Origin of the sequence: Chitinophaga sp. RAB17 (assembly GCF_052114225.1) — a bacterium.
Lineage (GTDB): Bacteria > Bacteroidota > Bacteroidia > Chitinophagales > Chitinophagaceae > Chitinophaga.
Genome location: NZ_JBFREI010000009.1, coordinates 115,060 through 140,621 on the forward strand (window position 1 = coordinate 115,060; position 25,562 = coordinate 140,621).

Genomic DNA, 25,562 nt, shown 5'->3' on the forward strand with positions numbered 1-25,562 from the left:
TTACTAAAAAATAATTGTATGAAATATATGCTCATCGCCCTTCCCTTCATTGCTTTGCAGTTGGGAGCCCAGGCACAAACAAAAGCGCCATTTACGCTTGCGGGAGAGATCAAAGGTTTACCCAATCGTTACGTATACCTCAGCTATGCCGCCGGTGGAGATAAATACCAGACAGACAGCGTCATGTCCAAAAATGGCAGGTTCACTTTTCATGGTGAACTGGTGCAGCCCGTGGAAGCTCGCATGTACCTCGACTGGAAAACCGCCATGTATGGAGAAGGAGACATGTCCAGCTTTTTTATGGAGTCGGCTCCTATGAAACTGACATCCGCTACCGGCCGGTTGAAAGACGCGAAGCTTACAGGCTCCAAAGTACAGCAGGACCAGGATAAACTCTCCGCTGCCAGAGCACCGATACAGAAAAAGCTACAACCTTTATCCGATGCGTTTAATAAGCTGAACAAGGAATACATCGCCGCGATGAAGGGAAAGAAGCCCGAAGCCACACTGGAATCCTATAAAACAAAGCTCGATAAGATAAAAGATCAGATGGAGCCTTACTACGATGAAATGGAGAAGGTAGACAAGGCTTTCGTGGAGCAATATCCTGATTCTTATGTATCGGCTCAGCTGCTTCGTTACCGTGTAAGCAGCATGCCTTTACAGGAAGGAGAAGCCTTCTATGCGAAGATGTCGCCGGCTATGCAGCAAAGCCGTGATGGTATCGAAATCAAAAAGGAACTGGACGGACTGCGTGCAGGCTCTCCCGGTAGCCCCGCGCACGAATTCACCAAAACGGATATTGAAGGCAAAACCCTTAACCTGGCCGACTTTAAAGGCAAATACGTAATGCTCGATTTCTGGGCCAGCTGGTGCGGTCCCTGCCGCAAAGGCAACCCCCACCTGAAAGAACTGTATGGTAAATACAGCGCCAAAGGCTTTGAAATCATCGGCGTATCTGATGATGATTCCAATAACGAAGCCTGGAAAAAGGCGGTGAACCAGGATGGTATTGGCATCTGGCGCCATGTGCTCCGTGGCCTCGACTGGAGCAAACGCGAAAAGAACCTGCCCAATCCGGAGGATGTAAGCGATTATTATGGTATTCATTCACTGCCAACCAAAATACTGATTGATCCGCAGGGCATGATCATTGGCCGCTATGGCGGTGGTGGTGAGGATGACGAAGCAATGAATAAGAAGTTGAAAGAGATTTTCGGTTCGTAAGGACCGGAAATAATGGTTCGGTGTCCCCGCAGCTTTTGCTGCGGGGATTTTTTTTGCTATCACATCACTGGGGAATTACCTTGTAAAACCTTACCTGTATTATATTTATCATGATAGCAGTTTTCAAATGATTGCTAACTCTTTACTATCTTCACGCAAAGAATTACCCGGTAAGAACCGACATTTCTACATAATGCCGGTTCTGCCTATACCTAAATTAATACAATGTCTGTAGCCTTACCGGAGCGCTCCCTAAGCCGCTTTACGCATTCCCGCATACCGGGAATTTTTTCTGCTTTCTTCACTTTTATTTTGTTGCTGCTATTGGCTCCTGGTGTTTCAGGACAGCTACGGCAGGTATATCAGGATAATAATGCCGGTCAGGAAATTGTCCGGATGTGTTTTTATACCCCCACAGAAGGTTATGTGGCATTTACTAACAGTATTGGATATACGACAGATACCGGGCATACCTTCATCTCGAAAAGTATCACTACTCAAAATGTGGATTTTTCCGGATACGAGGTAAATATTACGTTTGGTTTTGGTGTAGCAGGAGTAAAAGCATTTGATAAAAATCGGTTGATTGTATACGGGGATTATGGATATGTTCCTGCCATATTGTATTCGGCAGATGGTGGTAATCATTTCAAATTGGTTTATCATTCCCAGTTTAACCCTTTCGAAATACATACCGGCATCAAGGATGTCAGGTTTTCAGAAAATAGCGGAACCGGTTTCGCTGTGGATGCAGACAGGGTACTGACCACCAGTGATTATGGACAGTCGTGGACAATTACTCATACGGCAGCTAATGCATATATGAGTAATATCGAAATGACTGATAATTCACATGTATGGATCAATAGTGCTAATAATAAGAACACGCCGTTGCTAAAGACAGTCAACGGAAAAGATTTTACCGTTGTAAATACGCCTGCCGGGCGGATCCGGGCTACTTCGTTTATCAGTGAAAATGTGGGCTGGATAGTGGTGGCCAATGAGGCAGCTGAACACCTTTACTACACCGCTAACGGCGGTACCACCTGGTTGGAAAAGGCAAATCTGAGGGCGAAAAAGAACGGCTTCAGTAAAATGAAATTTATCAGTGAGAAAGTAGGCTACGGTTTATCAGAATCTTTTGTTGTCTATAAAACCACAGACGGCGGCAGTAGCTGGGAACGGCTGCAGCGTATACCGGCATTTACCTGGCAGGGATACACTTTCAATGATATCCAATGTATGGGGCAGGAGCTGCTATGGGTCGGAGGAGGACACGGTCACCTGGAATTTAGCAACAATGCAGGAGGACCTGTGATACCGGATGCCAGCTTTTCAATAGATACTACTGGTGCATTAATGACGAATGTTGTTAAACTTGTAAATGCAAGCAAACCCGGTTATCAATATAGCTGGTTACTTAATGGCGTGCTGCTGAGCAACAATTATCACACAACCTATAACCATGATCCTTCCAGGTTAACAGATACCATCAGTCTGGTTGTTACCAACCAATCGTTATCCGATACGCTTACCCTTTACCAGGAGTACTATCCGCCGGTTATTGTGAATTGGTTTGCTCCGGATTCAGCTGCCGCTGGTGAGACGATCAAAATTGCCGGCAAGAATTTTTACAATGTTATAAATGTTGCACTGGGCGGAAGGCAGACGGCATTCACCGTGCAATCTGCTGATACCATACTGGCGCAGGTTGGCGGCGGATCAACCGGTAAAGTGGAAGTACTTACGCCGATGGGATATGGGTATAAAGATGGGTTTACATATTTACCCCCACCGGTGATAAATAATTTTGTACCTGTCAACGCTTTGTCGGGAGACACTATTACCATTAATGGCATGAACCTGGGTAACACCTCGTCAATTATATTCGGTGGACTCCCTGCAGCATCCTTTAAGGTCATATCGGACAAGCAGGTTCGTGCCGTGCTGGGTGTTGGTTCTACCGGTGAGATCACATTGAAAACGCGTGGAGGCACAGTGAAAGCCGGAGGTTTTAAGGCAATGCCATCTGTTAAAACAGCGGCGCCTTTATCCGGAACTGTAGGAACTCATATAGAAATAACGGGTAGCTGTCTGGCAGATGTTACCAGTATCATTATTGGCAACACACCCGTAAAATCTTTCATCATTCATTCCCCCGTGAGTGTAACCGCTATCGTTCCTTTGAATGCCAGTGGTCCTGTTACCGTTAAAACGGTAGCCGGACAGCTGACAGTAGGCAATTTTATCTATTATCAGCCTCCGGTAGTTACAGGCTTTAAGCCACTGACAGCTGCAGTGGGTGAGACTATTACCATTGAGGGTACTAATTTCAGTACGGTGGCTGCAGACAACATGGTATATTTTGGTACGGTGCGTGCGCAGGTAATTACAGCCACTGCGGTTAAGTTAACTGTGCGTGTGCCGGCTGGCGCAGCATATGCCCCCATTTCTGTTACCCGTAATTATCTGTCGGCCTGGTCGGCAGACAAATTCATGCTTACTTTTCCGGATGGAGGCAGTATCAATAACAGATCTTTTGCCCCGGCTATAAAATACCAAATGGAAGGTGCCATCAAGGCAACACTGGCAGATATGGATGGTGACGGTAAGCCTGATTTGATGACTCCCGCGCAAAGTATGATGTTTACCACCCGCAGAAATATCAGTACCCCTGGAAATATACAATTCGCCGATCAGAAAACAGATACCACCTATTATTCGTTTCTGCATAAAATATATACACAGGATATGGATGGAGATGGAAGGCTTGACCTGATCATACTCGGTAACCAGCGTGATGGGGAAATCAACGTTATCCTCAATACTTCTGTACCAGGACAAATCAGTTATGGAGAGAGAAAAATATATCCTGGTTTCCTGACGGGGGTGACTGATATGAACGGAGATGGAAGACCAGATATTGTTTGCACCATTGGGGATAAAATATTTATCTATAAAAATTACAGTACAGCAGGTAATATTTTAATGGAAGAACCTGTAAATACAGGTGTTAACGGAAACGGCACAGATGTCAACGTTGGATCCAGCAATTTTGATCATACGTTGGACATGAATGGTGATGGAAAACCAGATCTGATACAATTTAGTAGTGGTGATCAGTCTGTCCGGGTAATAGAAAATACCAGCACTATTGAAAATATTGCACTTGGAGAGACGATAGAGATACCTGCCATCACTCCATACGATGTGGCGATAGGAGATGTAGATGGTGACGGAAAACCAGATGTGATAAACCCGAATGTGGGCTTCAATTCCTACCAGATTTATCGTAATACCTCCAGCGGTGGAAAAATGACTTTTACCAAGGCATTGTATAAATTGTTGGAAGGCCCGAGTACAGTTGCACTCAACGATCTGGATGGTGATGGCCGGCCAGACCTGGTAGTGAATCATTCCGTTGAAAACCTGACTGCCGGCAAAACAGAAGTGTTTAAGAATATAAGTACGCCGGGAAATATCTCTTTCGGCCGGTCTATTACTTTCCATGGTAAAAGAATGCAACAGGAGGGAATTACCCTGATTGATGTAGATGGTGACGGCAAAAATGACATGGTGGTTTCTGATCCGTTTGCGGGGGAAATGTTTATTTACAGAAATCAGGTAACGGCAGGCCCCTGCATTGCGTCCTTTACCCCTACCATTGGCGTTGAAGGAACGGAGATGGCGATAAAGGGGAATCTTTTTACAGGTGCTTCCAGTGTGACTGTAGGCGGTAAGCCGGTAGCAGCTATTAAAAGCGTTACTGATACGCTGATCACCGTACTATTAGGGAAAACCGCCTCCGGTGAAGTAACAGTTACTACGCCACAGGGATCAGATACACTTGGGGGCTTTAATTTTGGATATCCGCCTGTCATCACAAGTGTTTCCCCTATTACCGGAGCAGTGGGCAGCACCGTAACGATTACAGGGAAAAACTTTGGGAATAGTTCCGCTGAAAATAGCGTGAGTTTTGGTGGGATAGCAGCAGAAATAATATCGGCCTCTGGTAACACCATTACCGCAAAAGTACCGGCAGGAGCCATTTATAAGCCGCTGTCAGTAACTACCGGCGGCCGCATTGGCTATTCAACGGAAATATTTACGATTACTTTTCCCGGTAAGAAAGGTGATTTTGATGAAGCTTCTTTTGGTAAAAAACAAATATTGAGCGGAGGAGCAGGGGAGGGAGATATCGCAGACATCGATGGTGACGGGAAACCGGATCTGGTGTCAGGGTATGTATACCGCAATACCAGCAGCCCGGGAAGTATCAGTTTCGTCCAGGGAGTAAAGCTCTGGGGCAACAAACAGGTTGTTGGTGATTTTAACGGAGATGGTAAGCCGGATATGATCGCATATGTAGGTAACCGGAAGGCTTATGTATACCGGAACACCAGCAGCAGGGGTAACATTAGCTTTGAACTGGCAGATAGTTTCCCGACACCTGAAAACCCCGAAATGGTGGTTAATGATTATGACGGTGATGGCAAAGCAGATATTGCGTTAGCTATTTACGATAATGGTGTGATGGTGTTGCCCAATGTCAGCGATGGCGCTCATATCCGCTTTGGAGAGAAGGTCTCGTTATCCCGCTACGGATACCTGATGAATATAGCCACAGGTGATTTTAACAATGATGGAAAGCCGGATATTATGGCTAACCACCTGTTGCTTAATAAAAGCGTACCTGGACACTTTGTTTTCGAAGTTGTGCCGGTAGCAGATCATCAGATGGCAGCAGGCTTTACAGCCGGAGATCTCAATGCAGATGGCCTGAAAGATTTTGTAGTCAGCAGTTATGATAATTCACGGTTAAGTATTTATATCAATAACAGCACCGGCGGCAAGCCAGGATTTTTGCCTGTGCAGGAAGTGGCATCCGGTTCCAGTATGCATTATACTTCCATGGGGGATATCGATGGCGATGGACTCATAGACATCGCCGGAATGGAAAGATCCACCGGTATCATTCCCTTAACCAGGAATAGTACTACCGGAGGCAAATTTGCCATGCAGCCTCCTTTCAGGCTTGAAACTGGCATCTCGCCTGCTGCTGTTACTATCATCAATGACCTCGATGGTGATCATCAACCTGATTTGGTGACCTTTTCATGGGGCGATCAGGGGATAGCTATATTCAGAAATCAGATCGGTTCGGCAACTAACGTTGTCATTTGCGAAAATACAGATACAACACTACAGGCTAAGGCTTCAGGATCAACATATGCATGGCAGGTAAATACCGGCAATGGTTTTACCGATGTACCAAATACGGCAGTCTATAGCGGGAAGTCAACTGCGACACTGTCACTTAAAAAAGCACCGGGAAGTTTCAACGGCTACATTTATCGTTGTTTGGTGGACGGCAATGCAGAAAATGAAATAGTGCTTACCGTGAATGCCAACCACAAGCCAAGTGTATATGTTGCCGCGTTGCAGGAAGAGATTTGTCCGGGAACCGCTTTTACACTCACTGCGAGCCCATTGAACGGAGGCGATCATCCTGCATATGTATGGAAAGTGGACGATAAAATTATGAACGTTACCGGACCTGCGTTTTCGTCTGATACCTTTACTGTATCTCACCAGGTAAATGTGGTGATGACCAGCAACATGGCTTGTGTTGTTCCTGTCAGCGACACGGCAGTAGCAGTGACCGTGAAAGTATCTGAGGTAGTAAAGTCTTTCATCAGCCTCCGGGCATCTACTGAAATGATCTGCAATAAAGGGAAGGTGATTTTTGCAATAAAATCATCAGGCATTCCATCAGAATATTTTTTGGAATGGCGATTGAACGGGCAGACTATTTTTGTCAATGATGATTATTCTATCGACAAACTTGCAGTAGGAGACCAGGTAAGTGTGATAATGCACACCTTAGGAAAGCGCTGCCAGCCTTATCATTCAGATACCAGTAATGTCATTACGATGAAGGCCGCTGGTAGCATAAAAGTGGGGGGCACATTAAAAAGTCCTGCTACCGCCTGTGTGGGCAGTATCCTTCCGTTGAAGTTTAACAGCACCAGTGCAGAGAATGGAAGCATGGTGAAAGTATGGATGCAAAATAGTAATAACAGAGTAACGCAGGTGGGATCAGGAACGTGGATGGGAGATGCCCTTGATTTCTCAATTCCTGCATCAGCAGGCGGAAGTGGCTCCGTGTATTTTTATTGCACTATAACGCCCCCGAGTCTCAGTTGTATGTTATCCGGTAATTCTGATACTATTACCGTATCCTATCAGCAACCCGATAAGCCGCTGGTGGAAAACAAAACGACCTTCCTGCTTGTTTCCGGGCTGCCGGGTTTGTCTTACAGCTGGGAAATCCTGTTGCCCGATGGATCGTGGGTAACAGCAGATGCCCGTGGAACCAGCTACACACCTGTAATTGATGGCAAATATCGGGTGGTCGTTACAGCCGGAAAATGCACAGCTATTTCAGATCCGGTCGATTACCATTTACCTGTAACCAACGTTGGTAACATGCCTGTTATCTTCCCTAATCCGGTGACGACAGAACTGGTGCTCACAAACCTTAAAGCCGAAGATAACTGGGAAACACTGGATATCCTGAGTATCAGTGGTGCCACAGGAAAGCAGACGATCGATGTAAGAGGAAAGAATAAGGTAACGGTTAATATTCAATCGTTGCAATCCGGTTATTACATGGCTGTGCTGAAAAGTAATACCAGGCAGCCTTATACTTTGAGGTTTATTAAAATGTAGTAGTACAACAGGTAAATAACGCGTCATTATTTAAAAGCAGCCATTTCATAGTTTGTTGAAATGGCTGCTTTATTTTCCGGATATGCGGCACGGTTTGTAATTCCCCTCCCGAAACTTCAAAATTGCTATAAATTTACATGCCACCTTACACCCAGGTATGTTTTTATGAAAGTATTGATTGTAGAAGATAACAAGGAATTAGCCAGTGGCATCTCGGATTACCTTAACGGTGAAAAGTACATCTGCGAGCTGGCTTATACCTTTGAGACAGCGAGGGAAAAGCTTACGTTATTCACGTACGACTGTATCCTGCTGGATATTATGCTTCCGGACGGCAACGGTCTGGAGCTGCTTAAATATATCCGCCAGGAGAACATCAACATCGGTATTCTGATCATTTCGGCCAAAGATGCGCTGGATGACAAGGTCAACGGGTTGGAAGGCGGGGCAGACGATTATGTGACCAAACCTTTCCACCTGCCGGAGCTGCATGCCCGGCTCAGGGCCATTTACCGCCGTAAAAAGCTGGAAGGGATTAACAATAACCTCGTCACTTTCAATGAAATAGTACTTAATACCGATACGGTGGAAGCCACCGTCAATGATATCCTGCTGGATGTTACCCGCAAAGAATTTGACTTGTTGTTGTATTTTGTGGTAAATAAAAACCGCGTACTTTCGAAGCAGTCAATTGCCGCCCACCTCTGGGGGGATTATACCGATAATCTGGCTAATTTTGACTTCGTTTACCAGCATGTAAAAAACCTGAGGAAGAAGATCAGTGCAGTAGAAGGGACAGATTACATTGAAACGGTATATGGCTTAGGCTATAAGTTTAATACATCCAAAACATGAAGCTACTCAACAAAATAACGCTCTGGTTCATTGGTATCGTGTTCCTGGTAACGCCCATTACCATGGTCATCTCCCGGAACAATATCAAAAAACACCTGGATCAGGCGGAAGTAGAGCGCATGAAAGAAGTCAACGACCGGGTGGCACAGCAACTCCGGGCGGGAGAGAAGCCAGACCACTACACCCATGGCAGACCTATTGAAATCAGCCTGCTGCCAGGCGCCCTGCCGGAAGAAAAGGTGACCGTAACAAAGGATAACTACGTGGCGGAAGACCTGGGCCACAAAGAATGTCGCATTACCGTGAACTCCTATTACGAAATAGGGGCACAGCATTATAAAATATCTTCTTTCAACTATGTGATCAAGTCAGAAGAGATCTTCAAAGGCATGCTGGGCACGGTAGTATGGAAAATGCTGTTGATGATTGCGGCAGTATCTATCACGGCCAGATTCCTTTCCCGGAAGATCTTTTCTTCTTTGCGCCGTACCATGAAAGCCATTCACAGCTTCGATCTGAAGCAGAAAAATAAATTGCAGCTGCCGCAAACCAGCACCACTGAATTCAAAGAACTCAATGCGTTCCTCACCAAAATGACAGATAAGGCCATGGAAGATTATGCAGCAGTGAAAGAGTTCAGTGAAAATGCTTCGCATGAACTGCAAACACCACTGGCAGTCATCCGCAGTAAAATAGAATTGCTGTCGGAAACAAATATTGATGGTGTACAAGCCGCGCTGATAGGGGATATGCAGAATGCCATTGAAAAGCTCTCTCATATTAACCGCTCGCTGATCCTGCTGACCAAACTGGAAAATCAGGAATTCAAGGCAACAGAAAGCCTGAAGTTTTGCCGCGTAACCAAAGATGTGATTGCCACTTATGAAGACTGGATCATTATGAGGGAAATCAGGCTCACCACTAACCTGGATAAGAATGTGCCGCTTAACATTCACCCGGCCCTGGCAGAAATGCTGATCAATAACCTGCTGAGCAATGCCATCCGGCACAACCGCGATGGTGGCCAGATTGACGTGGTACTCACGCACCGCGAATTCTGTATCAGCAATACAGGGCTACCTCCGCAGAGTCCTACCTGCGAACTGTTTCAACGGTTTAAGAAAAGTAATCAGAGCAATGATAGTATTGGTCTGGGGTTGGCCATCGTAAAACAGATCTGTGAAGTAAATGGTTATGCCATAGATTATACCTATGCAGAGGGCTGGCACAACATTCATGTATACTTTTTTAAAGAGGATCAGCCAATTGTGATGAACGGCGAAGCCTTGACTACAGCGGATATGCTGACAGATTAGCCACATCTCTCCCAAAAAAAATCACAATTTTGAATTTCCTTCAAAGTTACTTCAAAATGATGGAGTCATTTTGCGTATGAATATCCTTCAGGGTATTTCAACCGTAAAATCTATTTATTCATGTGGAGTAAGAAATATTTGCTGTTGGCTGTTGTAGCGGTGTTTGCCGGCTACAATGTAAAGGCCCAACAGGTCTTTACCCTTAAACAGGCCATTGATACCGCCATAGCCAACTATGGAACGATCAAAGCCAAAGCCAGCTATACAGCTGCTTCCCGGGAACAGGTATCCCAGGCACGCCGCGATTATCTGCCCAATTTTAACGTGGCAGCTCAACAGGACTATGGTACTGTCAACGGGCAAAACGGGCCGTTATACGGCTTCGGAGGCTTAAGTGTGGCCTCCTCCGGATTGCCGCTCGATCATCAGAACTGGAACGCCTCCTTTGGCTCATTATACCTTACTAATATCAACTGGGATTTCTTTGCCTTCGGAAGAGCAAAGGAAAAGGTGAAAACAGCATTAGCGGCCGCTACACAGAACGATAAAGATTGGCAACAAGAGATTTTTAAGCACAAAATTAAAGTAGCGGCCACTTATTTAAACCTCGTAGCTGCACAACAGCTCACCCGTTCCTACCAGGAAAACCTGCAGCGTGCAGATACCATCCGCAAAGTAGTAGTGACCCGCGTAAAGAATGGACTCATTGCCGGCGTAGACTCCTCACAGGCAAACGCAGAATACTCCAGCGCCAAAATTGCGTTGACAAAAGCAATAGATTTTGAGCAGGAACAAAGCAATCAGCTGGCACAACTCATGGGCGTGGCGCCACAGTCTTTTGTAGTGGATACTTCTTATATGACCCGTATCCCAACGCTTCCTGACCAAACCTTTAACCCGGAAAATCATCCGCTGCTGCAATGGTATAAAAGCCGTATTGCATTAAGTGATGAGCAGACGAAATACGCCAAAACCCTTTATTACCCGGCATTTACGCTGGTAGGTGTGTTGCAGACAAGGGGCTCCGGTTTTGGTTACGGCTATGCGGCCGACCAAAGTGACTTCACCCATAACTACTGGGATGGCGTGAAGCCTACCCGCACCAACTACCTCCTGGGTGTGGGCGTTACCTGGAATATCACACAGCCTTTCCGTATCTCCCGGCAGGTAAGGTCACAAAAGCTGATCAGCCAGGGATTACAATATGAATATGATCTCGCCGGTCAGCAGATCAGGGCGCAACTGAGTCTTTCTGATACCAAAATAAAGAATGCACTGGATAATTATCTCGAAGTGCCGGTACAGGTGAAAGCCGCTTCAGATGCGTATGTACAGAAGTCAGTACTCTATAAAAACGGGTTGACAAACCTGGTAGATGTAACCCAGGCACTGTATGCACTGATCAGAGCAGAAACAGACAGAGATATTGCTTATAGCAATGTATGGCAGGCTTTATTGCTGAAAGCTGCAGCAGTAGGAGATTTTAGCATATTTGAGAACTAGCTTTTCGTTAAACGGACGCCATTGATGGCTTTATTTATCAACACTTCATTATCATGAACTTAATCAGTTTCGCATTAAAAAAACCTATTACTATCCTGGTGCTGGTTGCCGGCCTGTTCTTCTTCGGGGTAAAAGCGGTGAGTACGATTAAGATAGACATCTTCCCGAAGCTGGACATGCCTGTGATCTATGTATCCCATCCTTTTGGAGGATATACCCCGAAGCAGATGGAGTCTTTCTTCGCAAAACAATATATCAATATATTCCTGTTTGTAAATGGTGTTAAAAGCATAGAAACAAAGAATATCCAGGGGCTTACCCTCATGAAGATCAATTTCTATCCTGGTACAAACATGGCCCAGGCAGCCGCAGAAGTGAGCGCCTTTTCCAACAGGATTCAGGCCATCTTTCCACCCGGTTCCAATCCACCATTCGTGATCCGTTTTGATGCCTCTACCTTACCGGTGGGGCAGTTGGTACTGAGCAGCAATAAGCGGAGTAATAATGAATTGCTGGATATGGCCAATGTGTACGTGCGTTCTTCCTTTACCTCCATTCCCGGGTTGATAGGTTCCACTCCCTTTGGTGGTAACATGCGCACCGTGGTGATCAAGGCTGATCCTGAGCTGCTCCGCCAACATAATATGACGGCAGATCAACTGGTGGAAGCCATGCGGTTAAATAACCAGACAGCTCCTTCAGGTAATGTGCGTATTGGTGACAATAACTACATCACGCCTTCCAATACCACTATCCGCACAGTAAAGGATTTTGAAAATATTCCGTTATTTAAGGGAGATGTACAAAATCTCTATCTGCGCGACGTGGCGACCGTAGAAGATGGCGCTGATGTTACCGCGGGCTATGCCCTGGTCAATGGTCGTCGCTCTGTATACCTGAGTATCGCCAAGAGTGCCGATGCTTCTACCTGGGAAGTAGTACAGAACCTGAAAAAGGCGTTGCCTAAAATGAAGGCACAGTTACCGGAGGATGTGAATCTGACGTATGAATTTGATCAGTCTACCTACGTTATCAACTCCGTAAAAAGCCTGTTGACGGAAGGTACGATTGGCGCTATTCTGACGGGATTGATGGTGTTGCTTTTCCTGGGTGATCCCAGGGGGGCGATGATCGTTATCCTCACCATCCCTACTTCCATTATTTCAGCTGTACTTTTCCTCAGCCTCTTCGGGCAAACCATCAATATCATGACGCTGAGCGGGCTGGCACTGGCCATTGGTATCCTGGTAGATGAGAGTACGGTAACCATAGAGAATATTCACCAGCATCTGGACATGGGCAAACCCAAGGCGCTGGCCATCTGGGATGCCTGTCAGGAAATTGCCTTCCCGAAACTGCTCATCCTTTTCTGTATCCTCGCCGTGTTTGCACCGGCGTTTACAATGGGTGGCATCCCCGGCTCCCTGTTTCTGCCACTGGCGCTGGCCATTGGTTTCAGTATGATCATTTCCTATTTCCTTGCACAAACTTTTGTGCCTATTATGGCCAACTGGGTGATGAAAGGAAAACATCATAAAAAAGCAGATGGCAGTAATATGTCTGATGCAGAAGAATTCGCTGCATCTGGTCTTGCCGGCACAGGAGAACATGATACCTGGGAGCAGAAAAAAATGCTGGTAGAACGTACGGACAGCAACCGGGATGGTAAGATCAGCCGCTTCGAGAAATTGCGTAACCGCTACCTGCGATTTATCAATAGGATGATGCCTTATCGCAAGCCGATCGTTATTGCTTACCTGGTGATTGTTTGCGGCATCGTGGCCTTGCTGCTTTCCGGCATCGGCCGGGATGTGCTGCCGAAAGTAAATGGCAGTCAGTTCCAGGTAAGGATGAGGGTACCGGATGGTACACGTATTGAACGCACAGAACAACAAACGATTAAATTGCTGGATGGCATCAACCAGATAGTAGGAAAAGAGAATGTATCTATTACTTCTGCCTATATCGGGATGCACCCACAGCTGTTTTCTACCGCACCTATCTTCCTCTGGATGGCAGGTCCGCACGAATCAGTGTTGCAGGTTTCTCTGAGCGAACATTATAAAACCAATCTCGAGGAATTGAAGGATAAGATCAGGGAAAAAGCGAAAACCATTGATCCGCAGATGAAGCTTTCCTTTGAACCAATAGAGCTGACAGATAAGATTCTGAGCCAGGGTTCACCAACACCCGTAGAGGTAAGGTTTGCGGGCCGTGATAGAAAGCTCAGCGAAAAATATGCACAGGAACTGGTGGACCAGTTGAAGAAAGTACCTTACCTGCGGGATGTACAAATAGGACAATCTATTAAGTATCCGGCCATCAATATAAATATAGACCGTATCCGGGCCGCACAGCTGGGCGTGGATGTGAGCGATGTTTCGCGTTCACTCACTGCTTCCACTTCGTCTTCCCGGTTAACGGAGAAAAATATATGGGTAGATGAAAAAGCAGGACTGAGCTATAACGTACAGGTACAGATTCCGGAAAGTAAGATGAACAGTAAAGATCAGATTGGAGAAATCCCATTGCTGAAAAATGCTTCCCGGCCTTTATTGAGTGATGTGGCTACTTTATCAACAGATACTACTTACGGTGAAGTGGATAACCTCGGCGCGATGCCTACGATGACAGTGACCGCCAACCTGAATAATATAGATCTGGGGACAGCCTCCGCGGGTGTGAAGAAAGCGATAGCAGCACTGGGTCCGTTACCCCGTGGATTGAACGTAGAAATGATTGGTTTGAGCAACACACTCACCGATACGCTCGACAGTTTACAGAGTGGGTTGATTGTAGCGATAGTGGTGATCTTCCTGATGCTGGCCGCCAACTTCCAGTCGTTTAAAGTATCAGCGATTGTACTGGCTACAGTCCCGGCGGTATTACTCGGCTCTCTGGCGCTGTTGATGCTTTGCCGGTCTACACTTAACCTGCAATCGTACATGGGTATGATTATGTCGGTAGGGGTGTCGATCTCCAATGCGGTATTGCTGATTACGAATGCAGAGCAGTTAAGGAAGCATAATGGCAATTCATTGGTATCTGCTACAGAGGCGGCAGCGCTGCGTTTGCGTCCTATCGTAATGACAGCCCTGGCAATGGTGGTGGGTATGATTCCAATGGCCAGCGGACTGGGTGAAGCGGGTGATCAGTCTTCTCCTTTGGGAAGAGCGGTGATTGGAGGCCTGGTGGCATCTACCTTCGCGGCGTTGTTTATATTACCTTTAGCCTTCGCCTGGGGACAGGGTAAAGCGGGTACACAAAGCGTATCGCTGCATCCGAGAGATGAAGAAAGTACACACTACATTCCTTCAGACGAAAAAGCATAACCATCATTTTAATCATCTAATTTCTATTAAAATATATTTTATGAACAGCGGTTTCCGTATAACATTTCCTTTATTGTCAGCAATGATTATCACCGCAGGACTGTACAGTTGCAGTTCCTCCGGCGCCAAAGAAGGAAAAGACACATCCGCATCTGTAACAGTGCCGCCACTGGACGTATTCTCCCTGGAAAAAGGAAGTCTTTCTTCTTCGATACAAATACCCGGTGAGCTGATTGCTTTCCAGCAGGTAGACCTTTACGCCAAAGTCAGCAGCTTTATTAAAAAGATGAATGTAGACGTAGGTAGTGAAGTCACCACCGGACAAATATTGGCGACCATGGAAGCGCCAGAAATCAATTCACAGCTATCTGGTGCTGAATCCAGGCTGAAGTCACAGGAGGCTATCTATCTTTCCAGTAAAGCCACTTACGACCGTTTGCTGGAAACCAGTAAAACGCCCGGGACTATTTCACAAAACGACCTGGACGTAGCCTTTGCCCGCCAGAAATCGGACCTGGCGCAACTGGACGCTGCCAAAGCGGCCCACCGTGAAGTAGGAGATAACCGTAATTACCTGGAAATCCGTGCACCTTTTAACGGGGTTATCACCGCGCGTAATGTAAGCGCCGGCGCCTATGTAGGGCCTTCCGGTAAAGGTTCTGAAATGCCCATATTCACCCTGCAGGAGCAAAAGAAACTGAGGTTGGTAGTGAGTGTACCGGAAGCATATACCAGCTATCTGAGTAACCAGAGCGATGTGAATTTTACCGTAAGATCACTGGCCAATAAACCTTTCAAAGGAAAAGTAATACGCCTGGCAGGAGCGCTGGATCGCAAACTCCGTTCCCAGCACATCGAAATTGATGTGGCCAACAACGATAAAACTTTATTACCCGGTATGGTAGCAGAAGTGGCTATTCCGCTGAATAGCAGTACCAGCAACTTCGTAGTGCCTTCTACTGCAGTACTGAATTCTACCAAAGGGGTGTTTGTAGTGAAAGTACAGGACAAAAAAACAAAGTGGGTGCCCGTTACAATAGGCCGCAGTGAAAATGGTAAGACGGAAGTCTTCGGAGATCTGACTGCCGGTGATACTTTAATCACCGTCGCCAGCGAAGAAGTAAGGGACGATGCGCCCGCCACCAATGTAAAAGTTAAGTAGGTAGATAGATGATGAATCAAAGGGACTGTCTCTCACTGGAGGCAGTCCCTTTTTATTTTTCCTATGGTTGTTCGGGTAAGTAACCGTAGTTGCCGGTGCTGCGCTGCTGCGCAGTATAATAAATTCCGGTATATGACGTATCAGTTATGGTAGCAATAAAAGAAGAATCGTTATTCTCCGTATCAAAGCTCATGGGATAAGCTACCACATCGCCATTGTTATAGGTGAGGTAGGCAGTTACCTCAAAATCGTCCGGCGCCCAAAAGCTCTTGGGAGTATTAACGGTGACCTGGCAGCCGCACATCATTTTGACGAATACTGAAATGACATCAGCAGGTTGGGGGTTCGTATTGGGTTCCAGCAGCAGGCCAGGAACAAGGATCGTAAATGTGTAGGATGATTGTGCCGCAGTCAGTAACACGTCTTGTACAATCTGTAATGGTGCACGGGAAGGGCGGGGTATACTGACAGCGATGAAGGCCGGTGTAAATGGAGAAGCCGCCCCATTCGCCGGGACCGCAGTAGCCGCCGAAATAGTATTACTGTCCGTTGTCAGATAATTTGCCTCATACTCACTGAAAGGGGCAGAGGTCTCCAATGTAAGAATCGGCAACGTATATGGAATACCGTTACTGAAGGTGGGATTAATGCTGCCGTCGTCACTGCTGCTGGCGTTATAAGGTAAGAGTGCAACAAAACTACCCCACATAAACTGAACAGAGATTTCCTGGCCTGGAGCACTGTAGGCGTTGGGACCGAGAAATTTTCCTCCCAGTGCCTGGAGATATACCGTAATGTTTAATGGACTCATATAGTTATTTTGAGCATGAAATAATAAAATGTTTGGATAGCTAATATTAGTCATATTTCGGATGCGGGCCAAGGGGGAATTTCCCATATCCACTTCAATAAATACTTTTGATTAAAATCATAAAATGCTGATTATTACTTAATTAATGATTTTTGTTACATTTTTACTTAGCACTCCCACCGGAAAAAATTCAACATTGCTTTCAAATCGGATAACCTGACCAACAAAGCATACTATAAAGGTTGGAGTACCCTGGAACCGCAGATGCCAGGAGGTTGCTCTCGTAACGTGACATATACATTCTAATTCATCCTATAAACAGAACAGCCGGTATTTTGTGTGATAACAAAATACCGGCTGTTCTGTTTATAGCAACAGTTACCCAATCTTCCATCCATTCGCTGTTTGTTGAATCTCCCATAAATGGTGGTATAATCCACCTTTTCCCAGCAGGGATTCATGCGTTCCCGTCTCTGTTACTCTTCCCTCGTTCAACACCAGGATGTTGTCTGCATTTTTAATGGTAGCCAGCTTATGCGCCACTACCACCACGGTTTTGCCCTTTACCAGTTGTTGTATGGCCTGCTGTATATAAATTTCATTTTCCGGGTCAAGAGAAGCAGTAGCTTCATCCAGTAATACCACCGGCGCATTTTTTAATAGGGCCCTGGCAATGCTGATACGCTGCTTTTGCCCACCGGATAATTTGTTGCCTCCTTCTCCGGTGCGGCTATGTATACCTTCAGGCAACTCCATGGCAAAATCCAGCACCTGTGCCGCCGCGGCAGCTTCGAGGATATCCGCTTCACTGGCATCCATCCGACCGAAACGGATATTGTTATAGATGCTGTCGTCAAACAGGTATACATCCTGGAATACTTCGCTGATGCAGGCATACACTTCCTCCGGCGACATATCCCTTACATCGTTGCCGCCGATTTTTATAGTGCCTTCTGTTACATCCCAGAAGCGGGCAATCAGCGAGGTAATGGTGGTTTTGCCGGAACCGGAAGGCCCCACCAGCGCGAGCATGCTGCGTTCCGGCACCCGGAAGGATACGGCTTCCAATACCTTTTTATTTTTATGATAAGCAAACGTTACATTTTCAAAGGAGATGTCATACTGCATCGGTACCAACTGTTTACCGGCGCTTTGTACCGGTGCTTTCAACAACTCAATGACGCGACTCAGACTAATATTCATGTAGCGTAAAATGACATAGTCTACCAACAGAATTTTTATCGGTTCATACAACCGGTAACCGATAATGACGAAAGTAATCAGCGTGGCCACCGTCAGGCTGCCTTTAGTTAAAAAGGTAACAGCAACACTGAGCATCAGCAGGAAAAACAGTTCCAGTACAACGCCGGCAGTAATCACAAATGGGCCGGGGATGGCTTCTGTGCGGATGCTGGTCTTCCGGAAATCATCGAGCGCCGATTCCAGCGTGCTAAAGCGACTACCAGTCATGCCAAAGGATTTAATATGACGGATACCCTGCACATACTCCAGGAAACGTGCACCCGTTTCATTCCTGGCCTGTACATGTTTTTTACCCTGTTGTACAATCAGCAGATTGGATACTTTAACCATGGCCCAGCATACCGGTAATGCCGCCAGCAGTAAGAGTGCCAGCCGCCAGTCGCTGATGAACAGGAAGATGGAAATAATCAGCGTGGCACAGACAGCACCAGCCATATTACCGATGGTGTGACCAAAGATCATTTCAAAGTTGGCCACATCCTGTAATACCACCGCTGCCAGATCGCCCGGATCGCGTTGCTTGAAAGTGCCCATAGACAAGCGTTGCAGGTGTGTTCCCAACAATATGCGCAGTTTAGTCGATAGGGTATACGTCATCGTATTACTGGTGACGATCGTTTTTACAGATACCCACAGTTGCCCGATGAGAAACACCACCATGATCATAACGTACGCGTATAAACGCGACTGGGAAGGATGGCCCGAGAAAAGAGCTTGTATAATCAGGAGCAGGAACCCGGTAGGTACTGCAATGAAAACGCTGTGCAGCAGTTCCAGCAGTACACTGCGGCGAACAATGGCCGGAGCAGTTTTAAAAGTAAAGAAAAGATTCGCGATCATCCGGTAGTGGTATTTAAAGTAGAAATAGATATTTGTTCCTCTGTCAGCGCAAAAGATTTAGCCCTGGTATGTGCATCCCACATGGTGCGGTACAGGGAGCAATTTTTCAATAGCACCTCATGCCTGCCAATGCCGGCCACAGCGCCTTTGTTCATGACTACAATCTGGTTACAGCGTGTAATGGTGCTCAGCCTGTGCGCAATAATGATCACCGTTTTATTGGAAATTAATTGATTGAATGCCTGTTGTATCAGGTATTCATTTTCCGGATCACTGAAGGCGGTCGCCTCATCCAGGATAAGAATAGGCGCATCTTTTAAAATGGCCCTGGCAAGTTGTATCCGCTGTTGCTCGCCACCGCTGAGATGCACGCCATCCTTGCCCCAGATTGTCTGGTAGCCATCCGGCAACCGGGAGATAAAGTCGTGGCACTGTGCGGCCTTTGCTGCAGCGATAATTTCAGCAGCGCTTTTGTCCATACCCATGCGGATGTTTTCGTAGAGGCTTTGCTGAAACATGAAGCTGTCCTGGAAAACAAAGGAAATATGCCGCATCAGTTCTTCCGGTTTAATCTTGCGTATATCCTGGTTGCCGATAAGAATATAGCCCCGCTGTATATCCCAGAAGCGTGCTACCAATTGCGCCGCGGTAGATTTTCCGGAACCGGAAGGCCCCACCAGGGCGGTAATACTTCCCGGCGCCACGGTGAAACTTACATTCCTCAGTGCATCGGCATGGCCGTCATAACTAAAACAAACATGGTCGAATTCAATGCGGTAATTTTTCCCTAATGTTTCATTGCCTACGGTTTCGGCTTCCTTGCTGAAGAGAATTTCATCGAGGCGTTTTACGCCGTGGTTAATCACGGAAATCTGTGAGCCCAGGTTACTTAAGGCAAACAATGGACGGATGTAACCTACGCCAAGAATCAGGAACAACAGCAGCACAGATAAGCTGAGTCCCTGCTGGAAATACAGGTAAAATCCTACGGCCAGCACCGGCAGGGAGGCATTGCTCACAAAGCTGATAAATATGCCGAAAGCAGGAGAGGAGGTGCGTACCCAGGCTATTACCATTTCCCGGAAGCGGTATACGGTGCCGCTGTATTTATCAAAGCTTACGGCCGTATGCCCGAATATTTTGATCACCGGCATAGCCCTTACGAATTCCACAATGCCGGCATTCATGTCTTCCAGTGAGCGGTGGAAATTGGTCATTTCTGCTACTCTCTTTTTACTGAACATGATTGGCATCAATATCAGCAACAATACAACAGGCATACAGCTGGCCAGTGCCAGCTGCCAGTCTACGGTAAACAGGTATGTCAGTGTAACGAGGGGCAGCGTCATCCCTTTCACAAAATCCGGGATGCTGTGCGCAATGAAATTTTCAATACGCTCAATATCATCTGCCATAATTTTCTTCAGCGCACCGGAGTTGTACTGGTTAATAAATCCCAGCGGTAGCCGGCCTAATTTGTCAGCCATTTTTTTCCTCAACTCATACAGGATATTGAACGCCGCCACATGAGACGCCATACCTGAGGCATATAGCAAAGCATAGGCGGCTATAATGGCATACACACCATCACGGATATATGTTTTTATCAGCCCGGCATCAACGGGCGGTGTTATCACGGCCTTCAAAATAGCATACATCAGGATGTAAGGTACAATGGCCAATAGTACGTGTAGCACAGCCAGTACGGCAGATAGCAGCAACAGGCGCCTGCGCCCGCCGGCTATTTCCAGTAACCGGGACACGCCCGACTTCTTTTTAGTATTTTCTTCCATTGAAATATTTAACTTTATTCAAAGGTGAATCATATCACAATGACTACTTTTACACCAGCGGGATAGTTTTTTATACCAACGGGATAGTTTATTTACCATAAAAGAAGTGCTATGGGAATGATGGTGCAGGACCAGGACGGGGTATGGCAGGATTTAACATTACCTTTTCCTCCGAAGATGGCAGATGGCGGCCGGCCACTGGTGCAGGAACGCCGGGAGAAAGTCAGCTTTGACTTTGGTGATATGGAGTTGGTGCAGATCTGCCTGCCGGATATTTTTATCGTTTATGGCGATATGCTGCTACAGCAACGGCATTTCCGCATCCGCTCCATGGAAGGAGAAGATGTAGTGGAACTGAACTTTGCATTGGCAGGCAATGGCACCGTGAATAACCGGGCCAGCGGCATGCAATATAATTTCAGTCCCAATTTGCATAATATCATGTACATCCCCACATTTGACGGCGATGCATCGTACCATGCACTGGAACCCTATAAATTTTTTGAAGTACATTTTACCCGCCCTTATTTCATGGACCTGGTAAAAGATACCGGCAGATTATTGAGCGGCTTTGCGGAAAAGATAGACAGTAAAGTGGAAGCCAATGTTCGCCCGGAAGGTCTGCAAATGTCTTTTGCCATGCATCGCTGTATCCGGGAGATCATGGATTGCCGTTTTTCCGGTGGCTTAAAACTGTTGTTCCTGCAGGCCAAATGTGTAGAGTTGCTTACCCTGCAGGCTGCAGCATTTGAGCAGAGTGCGCCGGGGAAAACTGTGCTCACCTCTTCACATGATAAGGATTGTATTACTTATGCCAGGGAATACCTGCTGCAGCATATTACCGACCCGCCCACGCTGCAGGAGCTGGCGGCTATTGCCGGCACCAATACCTTTAAGCTGAAGAACGGCTTTAAAGAACTGTTTAACAATACTGTTTTTGGTTATCTGAATGAAATGCGGCTGGATCAGGCCAGAACATTACTGCAGGAAGGTATGCCGATCAAAGAAGTGGCGGATCGAACAGGATATTCGTCTGTGCAGCATTTCAGCACTTCCTTCCGTAAAAAGTTCAACATACCCCCCGGAAAATTTAATCTGTAGCAACAAAAGCGGTGCTACGTTCATCAACGTAACACCACCTCTTCCATCAACTATTTACAGTATTGATCACGCCCTTAAAATAGCCCGCTGATTCAGCAATGCCAGGTAATGGATCACTCATATCTTTTTCAAATTCAATGGCGCATACACCCTGATAATTAATTTTGTCCAGCGCACTTACCAGCTTTTTGAAGTCAATCACACCTCTGCCAATTTCAATGGCTTTGCCATCCTTAGCGGCAACACTCACATCTTTGATATGCAAATCAAAGATCCTGTTTTTGTACGCCAGTATGGCTTTGGAAGGCTCTTCACCTGCTCTCGTAGCATGACCGATATCCAGGCAAAGGCCCAGGCGTTCATCCCTGTTTTTAATCAGGTCATAAGCATTCTTTGGTCCGGGATACAACGCATCTTCCGGTCCGTGGTTATGTACTGCCAGGCGGATGTTATACGATTTGATTTTTTCTTCTGTATAGTCCAGCAGCTCAGGATTAGGCACCCCTACAATCAGTGGTACGCCTACGCGTTTGGCATATTCAAAAGCTTCATCTACCGCTTTTTTTGTTTTCATGTAGATAACGCCTACCGCATATACTTTGATGCCGGCAGCGGCAAATTTACCCAGTACTTCCTGTATTTTTTCCGGGGTACTGTTTAAAGGGAGATGAATATCTTTTACAGAAATATATTTAATATTCACCCGGTTCATGATAGCAATGGCCTGGTCGAGGTCAAATTTGGCAAAAGTATATCCCGCCATGCCTACCGGGAGCTGTCCTTTTACTTGGTTGCCGGTAGCTTTATCCTTCGCAAATGCGCTGGTAGCGGCAAAAGGTGCCATCGTGGTGGCAGCTACACCCAGGGCTGTTTGTAACAGGAAATTTCTTCTTGATGACATATGGTTTGTGATTTACGTGGTTTTAGCAATGATGCGTTGCGCATGTATGCGTGCAACAAGCAGACTAAGATCTCTAAAATTCTTTATTTTTTTATGATAAAGTGGAAGGTTTTTTCCGGGAATAGGTAAGCAATCCATAAATGAGGTGGAATATAAATACGATCTGTGCATTGGCCAGCAGAAAAGCAATGACCCTATAGGGGAACGTTTGATCGCGATCAGGGTCCAATAGGTCGTTGACAGTCATACTCCGTGCTGCTATGTTGATGAGTGGCGCAATTTGCTGCTGCCGGTAAAAGAAAATGAATGCCCCCAGCAATGTGCCTAAGGTCAGTATTACATGTATCCAGGCAAATGTTTTCTGGGGCAGAAATTTATTCAGCCACTGGTACAAGAGGAAGAATATCATAAAGCAACCCACAATTGGCCAAAGCAAATATGTTAGCGGCACAACGTATATGGTATCGTAGATATGAATATCCGCCTGCTTATTCCAAACCAGCAAGGAAATCATAAGTGTCAGTACCGCTGCCAACAGGAATAACCGGGATGGGCGTTGCAAAATGTTACTGATGGCGTTTTTAAGCATAGTCTAAATATAGTTCATTCAAAGGAAACGTTCAGGCACGTTAATTGTGCTGCCCGGGGGAATCGCATCAGATTTAAACTAAGTACCCAGATATGAAGAGAATAGTTTTACTATTACTGACATTATTTTCCTGCTTTACCACGGCTGCTCAGTTCAGCGACTCCGTGCATTATTATCTTAAGTATGCGTCTACCGGCTCTGTTAATAATACCAACGATGGTAATTCCTTCTTACTGAATAATAACCTGGGCTTTAAAATGAGCAAGAAAAAGCTGGTGCTGAATACAGCTGCCAGTTATGTGTATGGGAAACAGGACCGGAGTATTACCAATAATGATTTCTCTGCTTTTATGGATATAAGTGTGCTCCGGAATGAAAAGAAAATCTACTACTGGGGATTGGCCACTTTCGATAAAAGTTTTTCGCTGAAGATTAATAATCGTTTCCAGGGCGGCGGTGGTGTAGCCTACTATGTTATACACCATGCAAACGCAAGACTTAACATCAGCGATGGGCTCCTCTTTGAGGCCAGCAATCTTTACCTGCACGATACCATCCCCGATATTTATCAGACCGTCCGTAATTCCCTGCGGATAAATTACAAATGGGTAATTATTAATATGATTGTGCTGGAAGGCTCCAATTATATCCAGAATTCACTCACTCACGGTGACGACTATATCATTAAATGCGATAACAGTCTTTCTGTAAAACTCCGTTCCTGGCTTAGTCTTACCGCAGCTATGACCTATAATAAACTGAACCGCACCAACCGCGAAAACCTGCTGGTCAACTATGGGGTCACGGTAGAAAAGTTCTTTTAGCAACGCTACAGCATGAACATTTAAGGGAATTTCCGATAACTGTAAAGAACTAAACGATTGCTTTAATGATCAGTTGAGGTTGTCAGGAAAATATTTTAGCTTATTTTGTTTTTCAAACAAACATTTGTTGCCACGATGCTATGAAGGGATTCTTGCAAACCATTATTTTACTGGGTACCATACAGGGCTTTATTGTCAGTGGCCTGCTTTTTTATTCCCCCAGGAACCGGTTGGCCAACCGGCTGTTGGCAGCATTCATTTTTCTGATGGCCCTGGCCAGTTTTGGGTTATACGCGTCTTTGAGCAACTGGTTTGGGTCGCCCTGGTTATCTTTTTTATCCAGCTTTGTTCCGCTCATCACGGGCATGTTATTCGGGCCACTGATGTATTTTTATATCCGGGCTTTCCTGGAGCCTGATTTTACACTTGGCCGGAAGCAGCGACTACAGTTTCTGCCAGCCATTATTGACCTGGGTGCTCCGTTTACTGCTGTTATCTTTTTGATAGGCGTGTTAACCAATACGGTGAAAAATAACCCTGTCCCCTGGGGCATTTTTATAGATACCTACAATGTGTATTCCGATATTCCGCGATGGGCTTCCCTGGCGGTATATACCTGGCTGTCATTTAAGTACCTGCGTACTTACAGGGCGGCTGGTAAATCAGTGGCCGGCCTGGCCTGGCTGCAACAGTTTGTCTGGGTAATGACTGCCTTCCTGGCAATATGGTTATTATACCTGGTGCCTTATGTGATTCCGCGGTATACAGATGTAATTTTGAATAACCTGGACTGGTATCCTATTTATGTGCCTATTACCATACTGATCTATTGGCTGGGAATAAAAGGGTACCTGATTTCGTGGCAGCAACTCGTCACCGACAAAAAAACGGAGGTGGTGTTGCCAGTGGCTACCGTTGATACAGCCGTTGTTCTGCTGAAGAAGGCGATGGAAGAAGATCATCTTTACCTGAACACCGCACTCACATTAAATGTCGTAGCGCAGCATATCGGTTTGGCACCTAAAACAATTTCTGCGGTGCTGAATCAGCATCTTCATAAAAATTTTAACGAGTATGTAAACGGTTACCGGGTAAACCTGTTTAAGGAGAAGTTATTGCAGGCAGATGCAGACCAACTGACTTTTGCCGGTATCGCCGCTGATTGTGGCTTTAGCTCTGTCGCTACTTTCCAGCGTGTTTTTAAACAGGTAACGGGCATGTCTCCTTCTGAATTCAGGAAGAAAGCACCTGAAATGCTCTAAGTCTCTTCCCGCAGGGGTGATTTTTTGTATCTTTCCCCGCTATAAATAAAG

At 46.0% G+C, this 25,562-nt stretch carries 15 protein-coding genes; 10 read left to right on the forward strand and 5 right to left on the reverse strand.

Annotation, left to right across the window (positions count from 1 at the left end; translation table 11 throughout):
- Window positions 1–18: 18 nt before the first annotated feature.
- From AB4Z08_RS25965 to AB4Z08_RS25995, 7 genes are all read left to right on the forward strand, one after another.
- Window positions 19–1,227: a redoxin domain-containing protein gene (locus AB4Z08_RS25965; protein WP_441576695.1), complete on the forward strand. Its 1,209-nt coding sequence runs from the start codon at window positions 19–21 to the stop codon at window positions 1,225–1,227.
- 225 nt (window positions 1,228–1,452) lie between these two features.
- Window positions 1,453–7,959 carry an FG-GAP-like repeat-containing protein gene (locus AB4Z08_RS25970; RefSeq protein WP_441576696.1) on the forward strand — a complete coding sequence of 2,169 codons (6,507 nt, stop codon included), beginning with the start codon at window positions 1,453–1,455 and terminating at the stop codon, window positions 7,957–7,959.
- A 165-nt stretch (window positions 7,960–8,124) separates the two neighbouring features.
- Window positions 8,125–8,814, forward strand: coding sequence for a response regulator transcription factor (locus tag AB4Z08_RS25975; protein WP_441576697.1), 690 nt, complete (start codon window positions 8,125–8,127; stop codon window positions 8,812–8,814).
- Window positions 8,811–10,130, forward strand: coding sequence for a sensor histidine kinase (locus AB4Z08_RS25980; protein WP_441576698.1), 1,320 nt, complete (start codon window positions 8,811–8,813; stop codon window positions 10,128–10,130). The genes AB4Z08_RS25975 and AB4Z08_RS25980 overlap by 4 nt, the downstream gene beginning before the upstream one ends.
- 120 nt (window positions 10,131–10,250) lie before the next feature.
- Window positions 10,251–11,633, forward strand: a complete 1,383-nt coding sequence (locus AB4Z08_RS25985; protein ID WP_441576699.1) for a TolC family protein — start codon at window positions 10,251–10,253, stop codon at window positions 11,631–11,633.
- 53 nt (window positions 11,634–11,686) lie between these two features.
- Complete coding sequence (locus AB4Z08_RS25990) at window positions 11,687–14,965, forward strand: efflux RND transporter permease subunit (protein WP_441576700.1); 3,279 nt, start codon at window positions 11,687–11,689, stop codon at window positions 14,963–14,965.
- 40 nt (window positions 14,966–15,005) lie between these two features.
- Window positions 15,006–16,127 (forward strand): efflux RND transporter periplasmic adaptor subunit, encoded by a 1,122-nt coding sequence (locus tag AB4Z08_RS25995; RefSeq protein WP_441576701.1) that lies wholly within the window; start codon window positions 15,006–15,008, stop codon window positions 16,125–16,127.
- Between the two features lie 61 nt (window positions 16,128–16,188).
- Here the strand turns inward: AB4Z08_RS25995 and AB4Z08_RS26000 are convergent, their stop codons facing one another.
- The 3 genes from AB4Z08_RS26000 to AB4Z08_RS26010 form a co-directional block, all read right to left on the reverse strand.
- On the reverse strand, window positions 16,189–16,938 hold the full coding sequence (locus AB4Z08_RS26000; protein WP_441576702.1) for a hypothetical protein: 750 nt from the start codon (window positions 16,936–16,938) through the stop codon (window positions 16,189–16,191).
- 378 nt (window positions 16,939–17,316) lie between these two features.
- Window positions 17,317–19,041, reverse strand: a complete 1,725-nt coding sequence (locus AB4Z08_RS26005; RefSeq protein WP_441576703.1) for an ABC transporter ATP-binding protein — start codon at window positions 19,039–19,041, stop codon at window positions 17,317–17,319.
- Entirely contained in the window at window positions 19,038–20,834 is a 1,797-nt protein-coding gene (locus AB4Z08_RS26010; protein WP_441576704.1) for an ABC transporter ATP-binding protein, read from the reverse strand. Before AB4Z08_RS26010 ends, AB4Z08_RS26005 begins: the two co-directional genes overlap by 4 nt.
- Before the next feature lie 111 nt (window positions 20,835–20,945).
- On the opposite strand from AB4Z08_RS26010, the gene AB4Z08_RS26015 reads away from it, so the two are divergent.
- Complete coding sequence (locus AB4Z08_RS26015) at window positions 20,946–21,935, forward strand: helix-turn-helix transcriptional regulator (RefSeq protein ID WP_441576705.1); 990 nt, start codon at window positions 20,946–20,948, stop codon at window positions 21,933–21,935.
- Between the two features lie 46 nt (window positions 21,936–21,981).
- Here AB4Z08_RS26015 and AB4Z08_RS26020 read toward each other — a convergent pair whose 3' ends face one another.
- Together AB4Z08_RS26020 and AB4Z08_RS26025 are read right to left on the reverse strand one after the other, a co-directional pair.
- Entirely contained in the window at window positions 21,982–22,836 is an 855-nt protein-coding gene (locus AB4Z08_RS26020) for a sugar phosphate isomerase/epimerase family protein (RefSeq protein ID WP_441576706.1), read from the reverse strand.
- Window positions 22,837–22,927: 91 nt separating this feature from the next.
- On the reverse strand, window positions 22,928–23,425 hold the full coding sequence (locus tag AB4Z08_RS26025) for a hypothetical protein (RefSeq protein ID WP_441576707.1): 498 nt from the start codon (window positions 23,423–23,425) through the stop codon (window positions 22,928–22,930).
- Between the two features lie 92 nt (window positions 23,426–23,517).
- Here AB4Z08_RS26025 and AB4Z08_RS26030 point away from each other — a divergent pair, with 92 nt between their 5' ends.
- Window positions 23,518–24,249 carry a DUF481 domain-containing protein gene (locus tag AB4Z08_RS26030; RefSeq protein ID WP_441576708.1) on the forward strand — a complete coding sequence of 244 codons (732 nt, stop codon included), beginning with the start codon at window positions 23,518–23,520 and terminating at the stop codon, window positions 24,247–24,249.
- 140 nt (window positions 24,250–24,389) lie between these two features.
- Window positions 24,390–25,511, forward strand: coding sequence for a helix-turn-helix domain-containing protein (locus tag AB4Z08_RS26035; RefSeq protein WP_441576709.1), 1,122 nt, complete (start codon window positions 24,390–24,392; stop codon window positions 25,509–25,511).
- Window positions 25,512–25,562: the final 51 nt, after the last annotated feature.